The following is a 15,516-nucleotide window of genomic DNA, read 5'->3' as shown; positions in this document are numbered from 1 at the left end:
CGCTGGCGGGCGTACGCTGCCGCGATGAGCGCACCGTCCCGCATCCTGATCTACGGGGTGTACGGCGCTGGCAAGTCCACTCTCGCGGCGCGGCTGGCCGAGCGCCTCGGGGTGCCGTGGTACCCGGTCGACGACCTGCTCTGGCAGCCCGGCTGGGTCGAGGTGCCGGTCGCGCAGCAGCGCAGCCGGATAGAGGAGATCTGCCGACGGGACCGCTGGATCCTCGACGGGGCGTACCACGGGTGGCGGGATGTGCCGCTGGCTCGCGCCGACCTGGTGGTCGGCCTGGACTACCCGCGTTGGTGCTCCCTGTGGCGGCTGCTGCGCCGTACCGGGCGCCGGCTGGTGACGGGGGAGGAGATCTGCAACGGCAACCGCGAGTCGCTGGGCAGCGTGCTGTCCCGGGACTCGATCCTGGTGTGGCACGTCACCGGGTTCGGCCGGGCTCGCCGGCGGATGCGGGCCTGGCAGACGGATCCGTCCGGGCCACCGGTGTTGCTGTTTCGCTCCCCGGCGGCCCTGGACCGCTGGCTGGCCGGCCTACCAGGCCGCTGAGAGGTTCGCCGGCGATGCCATCGGCGGCGGTTGAAGACGGTTTTCGCCGAGCCAGATTGGCGTCTTTCAAGCAGCTCATCGACCGGTGACCGTATGCTCACGGACCAGGAGCTTGCGTGCCCGACGCGTGCCCGTCCGGTTGGTCAACAGGGGCCAACTAAAGACACACCGACAGGGTGGCCTGCTACGGCGTACCACTAACCCACCAGGTCGGCCGTCCCTGCCAGGGGCACTGCGTGCAATTCAAGGCACCTTCCAAGCTGACGGTTCGGAGCCCCCAGGCTGGGCCGGGTGGAGGTACGGTCCACCGCCATGAGCTATGACCTGATCTTCGTACCCCGCAGCGACGACCACTCCTGGGATGACGCGTTGGACGCGGCAGAGGAGGCCGAGAGCGACGGGCGTCCAAGCGGCGAGGCTTGGGCCCGACTGGTGACGGCGGCGCGGCAGGCGCTCGGTGAGGTTTCCGTCTTCGAGGGGGCCCACAACTACGAGCTGACCCACGACTCGACTGGCATCCAGGTCAGCTATTTCGCAGAAGAGGCTGGGATCACGGTTCCGTACTGGTACAGCGGCGGAGATGCTCGGGCGGTCGTAACGGCGATGTATCAACTCGGCGAAGCCGTCCAGGCGGTCACGGGCCTATCCGGGTACGACCCCCAGCTGGCGCTGCCGTTGTCGGATGCCGGCGCGCAGCCGGAGCTTGCCGTGAGGGTCTTCGACGAGGTCGCGGCGTCCTTCGCAGCACGAGGGATTTCCAGCCCCAGCAATGGCTGAGTGACTATCTGGGTGACGACGGGTACGAGTAGCGGCGGACGTCTACGGACGATCGTGGACGGTTGCCGCAGGTAGATGCCCAGGCAGCGCAGGCCGGCGAGTCGCGTTGGTTGCCTGGGGTCAAGGAGTCACCGGGGTGCGAACCGGGTGGGCCCTGTTGCTGTCGACAGCAACGGTGACAGCAACAGGGCTGGACATCGGGGCCAGCGACGGGGGCTGCCGATTAGCGCCCGGTGTCAGAGACGTGCCCGGACGGAACGCCCAGAACTTACAAGCGAGGGGTCAGCTCGCCGGTTGCGGCGGTGGTGTGAGCCAGGCGAGGGGTTGGCCGGTCAGTGCCGCGTCGGCGAGGTGGTGTGCGGAGGTGGTGGTGAGTGCGGCGCGGCTGCTGTCGATCCAGCGTTGGACGTTGTCGATGCCTTGGTGGCGGTATTCGACGGCTTGGACGAGACATTCGAGTTTGTCGGCGTCGCGGGCGACGACGGCTTCGAGAGTTTCGCCGGCTTCGTACTCGGTGACGGCGGCGGTAATGGTGTCGGTGACGGCGGGTGGGCAGTCGGCGACCTGGTCTGCGGTGATGGCGGTGTTGGATGCGGCGGTGAGGTAGCGCTTGGCTATGTGGGGCAGGTCGGTGGTGCGGGTTTCCTGGGTGTCGTGCAAGACGCAGAGCATGGTGACGCGGGCGGGGTCGGCTCCTTCCATGGCGGCGAGGATCATGCCGATCAGGGCGGTGCGGTGGGAGTGCTCGGCGATGGATTCGGGGTGCTTGACCCCGGCGAACCACCAGCCGGTACGAGCGGCGCGTTTCAGGACGCCGGCCTCGAAGATGAACCTCATCGCGGCGGCGTGCTGATCGTCGCTCATCTGCCCGTCCCTGTGCCGGTGATGCCCTCTGTCCGCAGGCTGTAGACGATAGAGGTTAGTTCCTGGCGGGACTGCACGGAGATCTGGTCGCTGTCCAGGACGGCGACGGCACGGTTGGCGAGCGCTTGTCCGGTGGCGGGGTGGTCGTGGACGAGTCCTCGTCGGGCGGTGAGCAGTGCCCACAGGTTGTGGATGTTGAGGTCGATGAACGGGTGGTCGGCGTCGAGGCGTTCGACCAGGTGCCGCAGAAGGCGGGTTCCGCGCCAATCGTCGATGGTGGCGGGCATGAAGGAGTCGTCGGGTTGGCGGTAGGCGATCTCGCCGACCCAGTACGCGGAGTAGTTGAGGGCCGCGCGCTGGCAGGCGTCGTCGGGGTGTGCGCGGGCTATGAAGTCCCGGAGTGGTTCGGGGTCTCCCTGGTTGGCCAGGGAGGTGACGACGGAGCGGGCGTCGGGCCACAGCGGTGACCAGGTGTGGAAGGCGGCCATCCGGGGGGTCTTGCGGGCGTTGTTCTGGGAAAGCCAGGCGGCGGATGAGCCCGTGGGGTCCATGCCGGCGAGGAAGCATGCCTGCCGGTGCAGCAGCACGTTAGGGCGGCGCTGGTCGGCGGCGCGTTCGGCCAGGACATGCAGGCTCGCGAAGAGGACGCGCTGTTCCTCAGCACGCAGGGTCGGACCGGTGGCGACTGGGCCGCGTCGACGATGGGGAGTCGGCAGGCTTCTGATGAAGGTGGGTGTCTGGCCGAGGACTGCCCAGAGGATCAGGTCGGCCAGCCGGTGAGTGAGCACCGTACAGCCGAGGGGTTGCTCGGTGATGTCCGCCCGCTCGATCTTCGGGCCGAGTAGGGCGGCGAGGACGGTATCGGCCTCGACGGCATCCGCGACGGCGTCGAGCATTACCGGATTCGCGCCGAGGCTGCCGAGCCGGTGCCGGATCCTGACGGCCTGGCCGAACGGGACGGCGAGGAACGGTCGCCGTCCTGACTCCCAACTCTGGACGGTCGCGCGGTCGACGCCGAGTTCCACGCCGAGCTGTTCCTGGGTCAGGGGGATGGATTCCCGAATCAGCTTCAGCAGGTAGCCGGTCACGTCGCCACGAGCCGGGGTGGATCGTTCGAATGGTGCCATCGCCATCCCTACGGTGACCGGCAGTCGACGTTTCCCGTCGCGGACAGCGACGTGGGGTGACTCCTGACCAGCTCATTCGTACTGCGGGTGAGTTCAACGCGCGTCGCCGTGATCGTAGCGTCATGGTTACCGAATGTGCCAGGTCTGATCCGGGTGAGTAAGGGCCGGGCCTTTGCCGAGGAAAGGGTGATGTTCGGTGACCACGCACGAACCCGTCCCGCCGTCATGGGCACCCGCCGGAACGCTCTACCACCGGTTCCTTGGGTGGGCCAGATGACCTCCACCCCACCAGAGGTTCTGCCGGTCGGGCGGCGGGTGGCGTACTGGCGGGGGCGGCGGAAGCTGTCGCAGCAGGTGTTCGCCGACCGGTTGGGCAAGTCGAAGAGCTGGGTGGACAAGGTCGAGCGCGGTGTCCGCTCTCTGGACAAGGTGTCGACCCTCCAGGAGGTCGCCACCGTCCTGCGCATCGACACTGCGGTGCTGCTCGGTCGGGACGTCCAGCCCGCCGCGGTGATCGAGCGGACCGCAGAGGTCGAGCGGATCCGGGCGGCGCTGTCCCGGTACGAGATTCCCCTCGGCAGACCCGCAGGCAGCCGGCCAGTGCTGCCGGCAGTCCAGATGGCCCGCCAGGTCGCGCACGCCTGGACGACCTTTCAGCACGCACGCTACCCACGCCTGGTCGACCTGCTGCCGGATCTGCTGGCCGACGTGGAGCGCACCCACGCCACTGACCCGGCGGCGGGTCGGATGCCGCTGGTGGAGGCGTACCGGATCACCGCCTCGCTGTTGGTCAAGCTGGGTGCCCCGGACCTGGCGTGGCTTGCTGTCGACCGGGCGATGATCGCAGCCACGGGTGACCGAGTGCTGGTGGCCGCCGCAGCGGCGCAGCTCGGCCAGGTGCTGCGCGCGTCGGGGCAGGTGCGGGTGGCGAAGTCGGCGATGCTGGCCGCCGCCTACCGGATCGCCCCACCGGTGATCGAGTTCGGCCTACCCCCGGAGTTGTCCCTGTGCGGGACACTGCTCCTCCAGGCGGCGTTGGCCGCCGCCCGTCACGGCGACGACGCGGCGGTGGCCGAGCTGCTCGACGAGGCCGCCGCCCTGGCCGCCCGAGTCGGCGACGGGCATGACCACCACCGCACCGGGTTCGGGCCGACGGCGGTGGAGTTGGCCCGGGTCGCCGCAGCGGTAGAGCTGGGCTACGGCGGGGACGCCGTGGCCTGGCACGAGAAAGCGACCACCCGGGACGGCTGGCGGTGGCTGCCCGCCGAACATCGCGCCGCGCACCTGATCGACGCCGCCCGCGCGTACCTCCAGACCGACGACCCGATCAGTGCCGGCCGGGCACTGATGGAGGCCGACCGCGTTGCGCCGGCCGAGATCCGCCACCGACCAGCCGTCCGGGACGTGCTCGCCCAGGTAACCCGGGACCCGCGCGCCCCGACGACGCTCATCCACCTCGCCGCCACCCTCGGGATCGGCTGAGGATGACCGCGCCGTTCCTCTCCCTGGCCCAGATCCGCAACCGGCTGATCCTCACCGCCCGCTGGGTCCTCCGCGACCACCAACCCCGACCCGACGGCCGCTGCCCGATCTGCCGGACGGCAAACTGCCCGGTGGCCGCCGCCGCCCATGACGTCCTGCACGCAGCCAAGCAAGTACAGCTGTGGAGTACAGCAACCCAGCCGACCACACCCGACCCGAACGACCCCCAGCAGACCGGATGACCTCGCACGACACCCGATCCGACCCGCCCGCCGCCAGTTCGGGACGAAGAGGCCGTCGGAAGGGGCGGCCGAGGAAGCGGGGTCGCACCGGGCGATGACGCAGATCCTTTTCTCGGGTCTGTTCATCGGTCCGTCTCGGTGCGCCCTCGCACCCGTTTTGGGCCGGTGCGTCGAACCCCCGATCGTTGAAGGCGTGGATCACACCCTACCCACCAGACACCACCTCCCACGCCGACAACGGCGGGGAGGCGGCCTGCCCGACACGTCCTCAGAACCGACGGATTACACGGTTAACGGCGGCACTAGATGCTGGCGTTCCACCGCGTGAAGATGGGGTACGGGGCGCTGCCGCCACCGCAGACCTCCTGGTGCGCCTTTGACTTGTACACCAAGGCGTACACGGCTGCGCACCCGCCGCTGTGCATGGCCATCAGGTATCCGCTGGACGAGTCGTAGAGCCACTGCTGGTTCGGCACGTTCATGCAGATGTACTGCTGGACGACCGCGCCGGCGGCACTGCTCGTGTCGCGGACATCCAGGCACTTCTGGCTGGCGACGTTGCGTAGCTGGCCGTAACCGGCGGTCGAGCCCGGGATGTACTCCCACTGTTGGTTGGTGCCGCCATTGCAGTTGTACTGCTGGACCTGCAACTGGTTCGAGGTGGAACCGCCGGGCACGTCCAGGCACATCGGAGTGTTGCCGACCACGATCGTCGCGCGGTTGACGATGGTCGTGGTGGAGAACATCGGCCCGATCGTGGACGCCGGTGCCGCGGACGTCGGCGCCGATCCGGCGACCACGCCGGTGGCCGCGGCGAGGACGGCCATAAGGGTGGCGGACAGGCTCTGTCTGAAGTTGAACATGATGCTCCTCTAGAGGCATGCCTAGGATGTGGCGCGAGGCCACTGACGAACAGGAATGGTTGCGTTTCCGTGTGTTTCGCCGGCGCGGTCAGCATTCGGGTCGCAGGTGCGGTGGAGTCGATGAAACCTCCGGCGAGGTGGCGGCCGAGGGGAATGATGGCAATGGAAACCCGGCCGTGCCGGATTAGATATGCGCATCCCGGAACACGTAGCCCCAGGCGCAAGATCCCCGGTCGATGCCTGCGTAGTCTGCCTGGCTCACTGGGCGCGCACCCGCCGCTGGTCAGTCTCTTTCATCGCGGACGTCGAGGCATTCATGGCTGTGCCTGACGAGGTTCCGTGGTCGGCCGTATCCGGCGTACGGGCCGGGGATCTGCTCCCACTGCCGGATGGTCCGTCGTCGGGGAGCAGCCGCGAGCACTGTTTGTTCACCTCGGTCTCATAAGATCCTTTCGGAGGTTCGAGACGTTTTTGCCTACCGATTGATAATCACCAACTTCTCGGTAGGCGAAAAGTAACATGACCATAACGCTCGCCGCAAGTGTTCGTCATATCCACCCTGCGTAAGGTTGATCGTGTCTGAGTGTGTGGCCAGTGAATCCACAGCGACTCCTCGCAAGCGGTAGACCAAGTTCTCTTGCCATGCCATTTGCCGTCGACCCGCCCATTTAGGATGCGGCCCGGCGTGATCTTCAACCCTGAGTGTCGTGGCCTCGGGCTATTCGAGGTCTTCGTTCTCTCGGTGCTGTTGTTCGGCTGGTGGCCGGTGGCGCGGCGACGCTGTCACCCCGCAGCGGGTTGAACAGATCGAGCTAGTGCGATGGCGTAGAAGGTGGTTGAGGTGAGGCCGTCGAGCAGCAGCAGGTGGTTCAGTTCGTCGTCGTAGAAGCCGCCGACCGGGGCGGCGGAGAGCCCTGCGGCGGTCGCGGCGAGCAGCAGGTTCTGCGCGAGGTGGCCGGTCTCGATGGCGGCGAAACGGTAGCCGCGCAGTCCGTACCGGGTCCGCACCCGGTCCAGGTCGGCCACCACGAACAGCCAGAGCGCCACCGCCTCGACGTCGAGCCCGCCGGGTCCGCCGGTGCCGGCCGGCCCGCCGGGCTCGCCATTTCCACCGGTGTCGCCGGTTCCAGGTGGCGTGCCGGGCGGGGCGAACTGGGGCGCGATCCGGGCCAGCCGCGCGGCACCCGGATCGGCCGCCACCCGCTGGAGGCCGTGCCGCTCCGGCAGGTACCGGTAGAGCGCGGCCGGCACGCCCGTGACCCGGCGGGGCAGCACCACCAGCCGGGTGGTCACCAGGCCGCCCGGACTCGGGTACGCCAGCAGTCGCGAACCGCCGCCCTCCGGTGGGTCGTCCCCGTCCGACGGCGCGTCCCCGTCCGACGGCGCGTCCCCGTCCGACGGCGCGTCCCCGTCCGACGGCGCGTCCCGGTCCGGCGCGGTCTCGCCGGCCGCGTAGCGCAGCAACCGGCCCAGCTCCGCCGCGTCCAGCCCATCCGGGCCGAAGTCGTACCGGGTCCGCCGGGCGAGCAGCACCTCGGCCAGCGAGGCGTCGCCGAGCGCGCCCGGAGTCGGCTCGGGCAAAGCCAGCGTTGCCGCCCCGACCGGCGCGCCCGGGTCGGCCCGGACCGGCTCGACCGGTCGCGGATGCTGCTCCGGCCACCGGGCCCGGACGAACTTCGACCGCTCGTGGTAGCCCCGGTCCGCCGCGTCGAGGGTGTCGGGGTGGAAGTCCGGCGGCTGGGCCGGCCCGGCGTACGCGGACGGCTCGGCGTACGCGAACGACACCAGCCAGGCCAGGTGGCATTCGGCCGGGATGCTCAGCCCGAGGCGGTTGTGCAGCATGTGCAGCTGCGACGCCAGAATGCCGGCGACCGTGCCGCGCAACCGGCCCTGTCCCTGGAGCGCCCGCAGCGTCGCGGCGTACCCGGTGACCGCGTCGGCCCAGAAGTTGACCGAGGTGGTGGCGCCGCGTCGGCCGGTGACGATGTCGTCGATCAGCCGGCGCCGCTCGGCGTACGCGGCTGGGTTGGCGTGGTAGTCGCGTTCCGCCGCGATCAGGGCCAGGCCGAGGTCCTGGCCGTGTGACTCCGGCACCAGGGTCCACCCGTTGGCGTAGCCCCGCAGGAAGCGCACCACCTCGGGCGCGGTGAGACCGCTGGCGGCGAGGAAGCCGAAGAGCAGGTCCACCGTGGTCGAGCGGCGTCGGGCGGGCGTCGCGTCGAGCAGAGTGGCGGCGACCCGGCTGGACGCGGCGAACAACTCCTCGGCCGCCCCGATCGCCTCCGGCCCGCCGTACCGGTCCACCTCCGGGTGGTACGGCTGGTCGAGCACAGTGCCGTGCGGGTGCCAGCCGAGGTCCGGCCCACCCGCCCCGCCGGCCGTCCCGGCCGTCCCGAACCGGGCGTACCAGTCGGCCGGCCGCAGTTCCCCGGCCGGTGGTGGCAGCGCGGCCACCGCCTCGGTGAGCCCGTCGCGCAGCCGCCGCATCGTCGCCGTGGTGGCATCGGCGACCCGCCAGCGCAGGTGCGGGCCGCCCTCCCAGTAGCGGACGAAGAACCAGGAGGAGATCTCGCCCCGGTCGAGCAGTTCGCCGGTGGTCGGCACGACGTACTCCCGCAGCACCGTCTCGGTGTGTGCGGAGCCGCCGTGCAGGTAGGCGTGCAGCGCGGACCAGCGACTCATCGTGGTGACTCCTCTGACCGTACGGATCACGTACCGGGACGGGTGTGTGGCTGCCGGGCGGGCGGCTACGGGAACGGATGGGGCAGCGTCGGGCGACCGGGATCGGTGCCGGATCGTCGCCGCAACCGGGGCAGGTCCACCCGCCGGTTGCGGTGCCCGAAGGTCATCGGCAGGGCGCCGGGGGCGAGCACCTTCACGGCGGCGAGCCCCAAACGGCGTTCCGCCGCGCCGGTCTGCTCCACCACCAGCGGCGGCGTCCCGGCGGCGACCATCGCGGCGACCAACCGGCGCAGCACCTGGGTCAGGTCCGGATGGTGCCAACGATCCCGCCAGCCCGCGAAATGCTCCTCGAACGGTCGCGGGCCACCGTCCGCCGGCCGGGTTGCGAAGTCGAAGCGGGGCAGGGTCTCGGGGAGCAGGTGCAGGGCGGCGTGGTCCGCCAGGTCCCGCACCTCGTCGGGATCGTCGAGCATGGCGAGCAGCCGGTGCCGGGGCGGGCGGGGCATCCTGGGCGCGACCGCCATGTTGACGCCGGCCTCCAGGACCGCCGCCGCGACGGCCCGTCGCGGATCGGGGTGCGCGCCGGCCGCCGAGAAGGTCGCGCCCCGGGCGGTGTCGTCGGCCCGGTCCGCGGTCAGCAGCGCCCAGATCACCGGTACGCCGATGTCGCTGGTGATGTCGAACAGGCGCAGGGTGTACCCCTCGGCCGCGATCCGGTCAACGAGGTGCCGGGTGACCGGGTCGACGTCCGGCGGCATCGTCAGGGCGGCCGGCGGCGCTCCGGTGTACCAGGTGAGCAGGAAGGCATCCCGCTCGATCGTCTCCAGGCAGGCGTGCAGGACCGCTTCCTCCAGGCAGCTCCCGACCGCGCAGCCGCTCGAACTCTCGAACAGGAACCGGCCCGCCCCAGGCCTGTGTACCCCGTGGTACGCGGCGTGCTCGGGCACCAGGACCTGCCGGTCACCGCCCAGGTCGTGGGCCCACACCCAGGAGGTGACCGTCTCCGGCGTGTACGGGTCCAGCGGGTAGTCCGGGTGCCGCACGGCGTCCGGCTCCGGCAGGCCCAGCCGAGCCGGGTCGACGGCGTCGGCGGCCACCTCCCGGTAGCTGCCCAGCACCGTGGTCCGGCGGCCCTGTGGATACCGGCCGGCCTCCCGCTCCACCGCCTCGATCAGCGCCAGCGCCTGTGCGGTCGGGTGGTCGGCGGCGCGGCCGTAGCCGCCGAGCCGGCCGGAGCGGCCCGGCACCGGCAACTCGGCCGCCGCGAGCGCCACCGGACCCTCCTGCTCGGAGTGGACCCGGGTGACCGGCCCGTACCGGAAGTCGACCAGTTCGGTGCGCAGGTCGGCGAGGTCCGGTGTCCCACGGCGGATCCGGAGCCGGTGCGGTGCCTGTTGCGGGCGTGGACGCAGGACGACCCGGGCGGCGGCGGCGGAGTCGGGCGGCAGCGCCGCGCAGGCCGGGCAGTCCGGCACCGGCCGGACCAGGTGGCGGGTGACCGAGCCGTCTCGCACGGCCAGCACGCTGACCGTTCGCGGATCGATGTCGTTGGTGAGCTGCCCGGCGGCCAGTGCTCCGACGAGTCGCTGCCAGTACGGCGGCAGCGGCAGCGGCCGGCCGTCCGCGACCAGCGCGGCGGCGGTGCCACTGCCGCGTAGGTCCCCCGTGTCGAGGGTGGCCCGGTGCCGGCCGTCGGCGCACTGGAAACAGGCGTCGTCGGCGGTGTCGGGTCGGCTCAGCGGGCCGATCTCGATCGAGGTCCCGCGCGCCCGCACCGGAAGGTACGCAGCCCCGGTCGCGTGGGCGGCGCGCTGCTCGGCGAGGTGCCGGGCCACCGGCCAGTCCGGTGCCGCGCCGACGACCACGCCCCGGGCCGGCCGGCGGTGTGGCGGGCTGGTGGACCGGGTCGGAACAGCCGCCCGGACCGCCTCGACCAGCGGGCCGTCGTCCCCCCGGACCAGCACCGAGACGTCGACCGGGTGCGACCGGTCGGGCAGGTGGCGGTCGACGCCGCTCCGGCCGTCGGCTCCGTCGGCACCGTCCGCCGGCGTTCCGACGCGACGGACAGCACCGTCGCGCAGGAGCAGCGCCGTGCCGTCGGCGAGCCCGCCGAGGGTGCGCACCACCTCGTGCGCCACCAGGTACGGCAGCAGCCGGTCCTCCGGTCCCGGCGGCACCGGCACGCGCTCCGCAGGTACGCGGTCCACCCGGATGCGCTCCGCCGGTAGGCCGGGGCCGGGGCCGGTGGGAGTGCGCCGTCCCGGCGGGCCGATCAGTGCACCGTCCGTCCGGACGGTCACCGGCAGCACCTCGTGGCCGCCGTTCGGTGGATCGTCCCCGGTCCCGGTGCGGATCAGCACCGTCAGATCGGCGTCGGGACCGGCGACGCCGGTGACCGCCACGCCGGACGCGGAGAGCGCCGCGCGTACCGCCGGCACCCGAGCGGGGTCGCCGGTGACCGCCACGGTGGCCTGCCGTACTGCCGCCAGCGCGCCGGCCGGATCCCCGGCCACCCCGGCCAGGTACGCGGCCAGCGGATGCCCGTCCAACGGCAGCCGGGCATCGACCAGCAGGTCGTGTTCGGCGAGCAGGCCGAACAGCCAGCGCACCGCCGCGGCGGTCCGGGGGGACCTGCCGGCGGTGGCGGCCTCCGGATCGATGCCCTCGCGTACCAGCGGCTCCAGCCGCCGCCACAGCTCACCGGCGACCGGCGGAGCGGTGACCAGCGCGCTGGACCGCCAGCCGCCCAGGAACAGCCCGCCCTCGACCGGCCGGACCGTGCTGCCCGGCCGCAGGGTCACCACACCCGTTCCACCCACCGGCGTCACCCGTCGCGGGCCACGAGCGCGTCCTGCCACGGGACGCCGTGGATCTGCTGGGTCGCCTCGGCGAGCAGGTGGGCCCCGAGGTACCGCTCCAGCGGCGCGACATCGCAGAGCGCCAGCAACTGGTAGAGCATGTTCGTGCAGAACCGGTACACCTGGAAGTCCCGGGTCGCCGCGATCCGCTGGAAGCCCGACTCCTCCAGCGCCCGGTGGTACGCGCTCGCCCCGCGTTGGCCGAGGTCCCACCGGATCGCGGTGGCCTCGTCGAACGAGGTGGACCGGCGCCGGAACTCGGTGGAGAGCATCCCGCTGAGCGCACCGGCGTCGTACGCCCGTTCGGCGATCCGCCACGACGCCGCGCTCCAGGCCCGCCACGCCACCGCCACCGGATCGTCGGTGTCCGGGGTGGCCGCCTGGCGGACCAGGCGCTGGTAGCGGTCGCCGGCCCGGCTCGCGAAGGCGGCGAAGCGCGGGCGCAGCACGGCGTCCCGCTCGCCGAAGAGGAAGTCCTCCAGGTGGGACAGGAAGGTGTGGTACCCCGACAGCAGCCGGCCCGGCCAGGTGTCCGCGTGCGCGGCCATCGCGGTGACCACGACCCCCACCCGGGCGGCCGGGGCGTCGCCGACCCGGGCCAGCTCGTCGAGGGATACCCGGATCGGGTGCAGCCCTTCGGCGAGGACATCGGCGCGGCACCCGACCGCGCCGGGCGTGCCGAGCAGCGCGGCGAGCGAACTCCGGTCGCCCTCGGTCACCAGCACCGTGTTGTCCGGATGGATCGGGTCGTACGGCGGTGGCACGAGCTCGGCCCGGCCGGCCGCCTCGGAGCGGCGCAGCAACTGCGCCACGTCCAGGCCGGTCCGGGAGGGGACCGTCACCAGATGACCGCGCAGCCGCTCGGCGGCGTCGGCTGCGGCCTCGGCCCGCAGCGCGTCCGCGCCGCGCAGGCTCAGCCGTACGTGTGGGCCGTGCAGCCAGTGCCGTTCCAGGTGGACGGTGAGCCCGGCGTCGCGCAGCCGGTCGGCGACCGGCAGGATCGCGGCGCGCAGCAGCGGGGCCTTGACGTCGTCGTGGTAGTAGCAGGTGACATCGGTGCTCGACGTCGGCCCGGTGGGAGCGGCGTCCGGCACCGTTGAGGTGTTCGGCTCAGCCATGGTGTGACTCGACTCGGTTCGTCGGTGCGGTGGGGGGCACGGCCGGATCGTCCCGGCCGGGTCGCGGATCGACCGGCCCGGCACCGGCTCCCGCCCCGGCACCGGAGAGCGCCGGGAGGTACGTCTCGATGACCAGCTCGGCGACCCGGTGCGGGCGGTCGTGGCCGGCCGGGCCGGGCAGCGCCTCCTCGACCACCAGCGGGCCGGTGATCCGGCCGAGCCAGCGCGGCAGGCAGCGCAGGTGCAGCGGGCTGGCCAGGTCGGCGAACTGTGGCTTGGGCCGGGTCATCGCCTGGCGCAGCCCGGCCACCGTCCGGTTCACCGGTTCCCGGCCGGGCCGCGGTCCCGAGGTGGGCTGTGGTGGCTGGCCGCCCGGACGAGGAACGCCCTGGTTCAGGAACACCTGATCCGGCAGGCCCCAGGCGGCCCGCAGCTCGGCGGCGGCGACGACCTGGTCACCCGGGGCGGACCCGGTGCCCGGCGGGTGGCCGGCCCGCAACAGCTCCTCGGCACCGGCGTCGAACCGCCAGCTCCGGCGGGCGACGACGACCCGGCCGCAGCGCAGCCGGTTGCGGATCGTCGCCTCGCCGCCCGGGCCCGACACCGTTGCGGTCGCGGCCAGGTGGCCGAGGTCGACCTCACCGGTGCCGAGGTCCCCGAGCAGCGCGGCCACCCGGGCCGGTAGCGCCGGCGGGGCGAGGAAGCCGAGGTACAGCACGTCGAGCAGCTCGCCGGTGGCCGGGTCGAGCAGCCGGACCTGGTCGCTGGCCAGGTCGTGGACCAGCTCGATCGCGGCGAGGTCGAGCCCGCCCAGCCGGGGGTCGTCACTGATCTCCGCACCGATCAGCAGCGGATGCAGGTTGGCGTTGAAGCCGTGCACGGGCCGGAACTGGGCCACCCGGCCAGGCAGCATCCGGCGTAGCTGCGTGGCGACCGCCGTACGCATCCCGGGGTCGGCGAAGAGGTCGAGGAAACGGCTGGTGAACCGGCCCCAGCCGCCGTAGATGTGGTTCAGGTGCAGCGTTCCGTCGGGGTCGGGCTGCCCGAAGAAGGCGTACGAGACGGGCCTGGCGCGCAACCAGCCGGGCAGCGCGGCGAACGCGTCGGCGGCCAGCGCGGCGGGGATGACGGTCTCCGCGCCGGCACCGTCGTCGCCGGCCCGTACTGCCCGGGTCACCTCCTGCCGGAGCCGGGCCAGCCCGGCCAGCTCGGGGACCAGGCCCACCGGCCCACCGGTCAGGGACCCGTCGGCGGCCACCGCCGGCAGCTCGCCCAGGCCGGCACTGACCTCGGCGAAGAACTCGCCGAGGTCCACGCAGCGCGCGCCGGGGCCGTACCGTTCGACGTACCGGTGCCGCAACAGCCGGCGCAGCACCTGGTCGGTGTCGAAGAGCAGCGCCAGGCCGGTCAGCGCGGTCAGGTCGGCGCGGTCCGCCGGCCGCCGGGTCAGCCGTACCGGACCGGGCAGCACGACGTCCTCGGTGGCCGGTGCCTGGGGCGGCGCTGCGGCGTCCAGGTCGCGGAGCGCCTCCTGCCAGCCGGCGCTGATCCGCCGCAGCAGCGGGCCGCGCGGGGCGGCGGCCACGTCCGCCAACGACCGGATGTCCCGGTCGAGCTGCCGTACCCGGTCGGCGACGGCGGGTGTGCCGGTGTCGCCGAGCCAGCCGGCGACTGCGGCCAACGCCCCCGGATCGTGTTCGGTGGTCGGCGGCACCGGGATGAGCAGCCGCTCGGCGCAGAGCTGGCCGATCAGGCGTCGGGCGAGCTGATCAGCCGCCGGGGCCCGGCCGGGGTCCGGCGCGGGCGGCCCGTCGCGGGTGGGCTGGCCGGAGCGCCGAGTGAGCGCCGCGACGAGCTGCTCCGGCGGGTAGCCGCCGGGGGCCGCGCGCAGTACCCGGACGACGGCGGCCAGGCCGGGCCGCAGCGGTATCCGGACCCGCTCCTCCCGGATCACCGGCGTGCCGTCCACGCCGGTGGCCGGATGCTCGCGGTAGAACACGACGTGCCCGTCGTGCAGTCGGGTGCCCGGCGCCAGCCGGTGCGGGGTGCGCCACGCCCGCTCCGGGCGGGTGTTCCCGGCGAGGAAGAGGCTGGCGGTCAGGCCGGCCGGTGGGCGGGTCACCGCCACCGGCGTCCCCGCCGCCGAGAGGTCCAGACCCGGCACCGGTTCCGCCCCGGCCGGGAGGGCCACCCCGCCGACGGGTGTCGGGTCGCCGGTCGGGGGTGCCAGCGGGTCGGCCGGCCAGCGGCCCCAGCCCACGATGGTGAACCAGGACAGCGGGCTGGTCCTGGTGGTCGCCCGCAGCGCGTACCGCAGCACGGTCGGCTCGGACTTACGGCCGCGGGCATCCGGTGCGCCGCCGTGCTCGGCGGTCCGGCGCATCGCCGCCAGCAGATCGGGGCTGGTCAGCGCCACCGCGCGGCCGATCGGCTCGGTGCCGCAGAGCGCGGCGAGCGCGGCGCGGTCCACGGCCAGCGCCGGTTCCGATCCCGCGTGGACGGCGTCGGTCAACCGGTCGATCTCGGCGCGGCCGGCCAGCCACCGGTCCAGCGCCGGCAACCGGTCGGGCAGATCGTCGAGCCGGGCGAGGACATCGGCCTCGGGCGACCGCCCGTTGTGGACGTCGCGGCGCAGCGGCAGCAGGACGGAGCGACGGTACGCCGCCGGGGACTGCCCGCCGATCCGGTACAGCTCGTCGGTCAGCCCGGGGGCGAGGGCGCGGCACTCGGTCAGCCGGTCGACGAGCCGGTCCTGAAGGTGGCGTAGTCGCCGGCCGGCTGCCCCGGCCGCCGGCTGCCCGACGGCGGCCAGCCGGACCAGCACGTACGGCGCGATCTCGACCTCCCCCGCGACCTGGCCGGACGGGGCGGGTCGCAGTGGTGTGTCGCGGCGCTGGCTGGTGATTGTCACGGTTCCCTTCCCGGCGGGAGGTCGGCGGTCGGCACGG

11 protein-coding genes are annotated in these 15,516 nt (G+C 72.8%); 4 read left to right on the top strand and 7 right to left on the bottom strand.

All coding sequences use genetic code 11. From position 1 onward, the window contains the following. Positions 1-24: 24 nt before the first annotated feature. A complete protein-coding gene (locus tag OG617_RS33310; protein ID WP_405097023.1) occupies positions 25-555 on the top strand; it encodes an AAA family ATPase in 531 nt (176 codons plus the stop codon). Between the two features lie 312 nt (positions 556-867). Continuing rightward, on the top strand, positions 868-1,332 hold the full coding sequence (locus OG617_RS33305) for a hypothetical protein (RefSeq protein WP_405097021.1): 465 nt from the start codon (positions 868-870) through the stop codon (positions 1,330-1,332). A gap of 282 nt (positions 1,333-1,614) precedes the next feature. Here OG617_RS33305 and OG617_RS33300 read toward each other — a convergent pair whose 3' ends face one another. Both OG617_RS33300 and OG617_RS33295 read right to left on the bottom strand, forming a co-directional pair. Continuing rightward, positions 1,615-2,196 carry an HD family hydrolase gene (locus tag OG617_RS33300; protein WP_405097019.1) on the bottom strand — a complete coding sequence of 194 codons (582 nt, stop codon included), beginning with the start codon at positions 2,194-2,196 and terminating at the stop codon, positions 1,615-1,617. After that, entirely contained in the window at positions 2,193-3,323 is a 1,131-nt protein-coding gene (locus tag OG617_RS33295; protein ID WP_405097017.1) for a helix-turn-helix domain-containing protein, read from the bottom strand. The genes OG617_RS33300 and OG617_RS33295 overlap by 4 nt, the downstream gene beginning before the upstream one ends. Positions 3,324-3,596: 273 nt before the next feature. On the opposite strand from OG617_RS33295, the gene OG617_RS33290 reads away from it, so the two are divergent. Together OG617_RS33290 and OG617_RS33285 are read left to right on the top strand one after the other, a co-directional pair. After that, on the top strand, positions 3,597-4,805 hold the full coding sequence (locus OG617_RS33290) for a helix-turn-helix domain-containing protein (protein WP_405097015.1): 1,209 nt from the start codon (positions 3,597-3,599) through the stop codon (positions 4,803-4,805). A gap of 2 nt (positions 4,806-4,807) precedes the next feature. Further along, entirely contained in the window at positions 4,808-5,047 is a 240-nt protein-coding gene (locus OG617_RS33285) for a hypothetical protein (RefSeq protein ID WP_405097013.1), read from the top strand. A gap of 302 nt (positions 5,048-5,349) precedes the next feature. Here the strand turns inward: OG617_RS33285 and OG617_RS33280 are convergent, their stop codons facing one another. From OG617_RS33280 to OG617_RS33260, 5 genes are all read right to left on the bottom strand, one after another. Beyond that, positions 5,350-5,910: an RICIN domain-containing protein gene (locus tag OG617_RS33280; protein ID WP_405097011.1), complete on the bottom strand. Its 561-nt coding sequence runs from the start codon at positions 5,908-5,910 to the stop codon at positions 5,350-5,352. Between the two features lie 783 nt (positions 5,911-6,693). Beyond that, positions 6,694-8,592 (bottom strand): thiopeptide-type bacteriocin biosynthesis protein, encoded by a 1,899-nt coding sequence (locus OG617_RS33275; protein ID WP_405097009.1) that lies wholly within the window; start codon positions 8,590-8,592, stop codon positions 6,694-6,696. Positions 8,593-8,657: 65 nt separating this feature from the next. Further along, positions 8,658-11,411, bottom strand: coding sequence for a TOMM precursor leader peptide-binding protein (locus OG617_RS33270; RefSeq protein ID WP_405097007.1), 2,754 nt, complete (start codon positions 11,409-11,411; stop codon positions 8,658-8,660). Positions 11,412-11,416: 5 nt separating this feature from the next. Then, complete coding sequence (locus tag OG617_RS33265; protein WP_405097005.1) at positions 11,417-12,568, bottom strand: hypothetical protein; 1,152 nt, start codon at positions 12,566-12,568, stop codon at positions 11,417-11,419. After that, positions 12,561-15,479 carry a lantibiotic dehydratase gene (locus tag OG617_RS33260; protein WP_405097003.1) on the bottom strand — a complete coding sequence of 973 codons (2,919 nt, stop codon included), beginning with the start codon at positions 15,477-15,479 and terminating at the stop codon, positions 12,561-12,563. Before OG617_RS33260 ends, OG617_RS33265 begins: the two co-directional genes overlap by 8 nt. Between the last annotated feature and the right edge of the window lie 37 nt (positions 15,480-15,516).

It is taken from the genome of Micromonospora sp. NBC_01412, assembly GCF_045040215.1.
GTDB lineage: Bacteria > Actinomycetota > Actinomycetes > Mycobacteriales > Micromonosporaceae > Micromonospora > Micromonospora rubida.
Note: the sequence above shows the minus strand (reverse complement) of the source record. Positions and strands in the feature narration are given on the sequence as shown.